Source organism: Pseudomonas gingeri, from assembly GCF_013385425.1.
GTDB lineage: Bacteria > Pseudomonadota > Gammaproteobacteria > Pseudomonadales > Pseudomonadaceae > Aquipseudomonas > Aquipseudomonas gingeri_D.
Window position 1 is genome coordinate 1 of the sequence record NZ_JACAQA010000056.1, and the last position, 1235, is coordinate 1235.

Consider the following 1235-nt stretch of genomic DNA (forward strand, 5'->3'; position numbering starts at 1 on the left):
TGTAGTGGTCTACTAACCCCGGACACCCATTTAGGCGAGAATACCCGCCAGATCGAGGTGTCAGATGACCAAACAACGCCGTACCTTTTCCGCTGAATTCAAACGCGAGGCCGCCGACCTCGTGCTCAAGCAAAACTACAGTTTCATCGAGGCTAGCCGCTCGCTCGGCGTTGGTGAATCAGTACTGCGCCGTTGGGTCGGCCAGCTTCAACAGGAACGCACCGGCATCACTCCGCAAAGCAAGGCGCTGACTCCAGAGCAGCAAAAAATCCAGGAATTGGAAGCTCGGATCGCTCGCCTTGAACGAGAGAAATCGATCCTAAAAAAGGCTACCGCGCTCTTGATGTCGGAAGATCTCGAGCGTACGCGCTGATCAATCAGCTAAGCGCCCATGAGCCCGTTGATTGCTTGTGCGAGTTGTTCGACGTCACCCGTTCGAGTTACTACGCACATCGTCTCAGACGGCTAACCCCGGACGTTGAGCGGCTCAGGCTGCGTAGTCGAGTGAACGAACTATTCACCCGGGGACGAAGTGCGCCGGGCAGCCGCAGCATTATGGTGATGATGCAAGACGAGGGTGAGCAAATCGGACGGTTCAAGGTACGCAGCCTGATGCGCGAGCTGGAACTGGTCAGCAAGCAGCCGGGATCACACGCCTACAAAAAAGCGACGGTGGAGCGGCCTGATATCCCGAACATCTTGAACCGCGAGTTTGATGTCGAGGCGCCCAACCAGGTCTGGTGTGGTGACATCACCTACATTTGGGCGCAGGGTAAATGGCACTACCTTGCGGTTGTCTTGGATCTATATGCGCGTCGAGTTGTGGGCTGGGCGTTATCAGAAAAGCCAGATGCAGCGCTGGTGATCAAGGCGCTGGACGTGGCTTATGAGCAACGTGGAAAGCCTCAAGGGCTGCTGTTTCACTCGGATCAAGGATCGCAGTACGCCAGCCGCCAATTTCGCCAACGGCTGTGGCGCTACCGCATGCGCCAGAGCATGAGTCGCCGAGGAAATTGCTGGGATAATGCGCCGATGGAACGGGTGTTTCGCAGCTTGAAAACAGAATGGATACCGACCACTGGCTACATGACCGGCCAGCAAGCTCAGCGAGACATCAGCCAGTACCTGATGCATCACTACAACTGGATCCGGCCTCATCAATTTAACGATGGGCTGGCCCCAGCGAAAACCGAAGAAAAACTCAAAACCGTGTCCGGGATCAGTTGACCACTACA

1 protein-coding gene is annotated in these 1235 nt (G+C 55.9%); it reads left to right on the forward strand.

What is annotated here, in order from left to right; genetic code table 11:
* Nucleotides 1-64: 64 nt before the first annotated feature.
* Nucleotides 65-1227, forward strand: a protein-coding gene (locus HX830_RS31700; RefSeq protein ID WP_177104777.1) for an IS3 family transposase whose coding sequence is annotated in 2 segments (ribosomal slippage) — nucleotides 65-320 and nucleotides 320-1227 — 1164 coding nt in all. Because the reading frame shifts where the segments join, the coding sequence is not laid out codon by codon here.
* The last annotated feature ends 8 nt before the right edge of the window (nucleotides 1228-1235 follow it).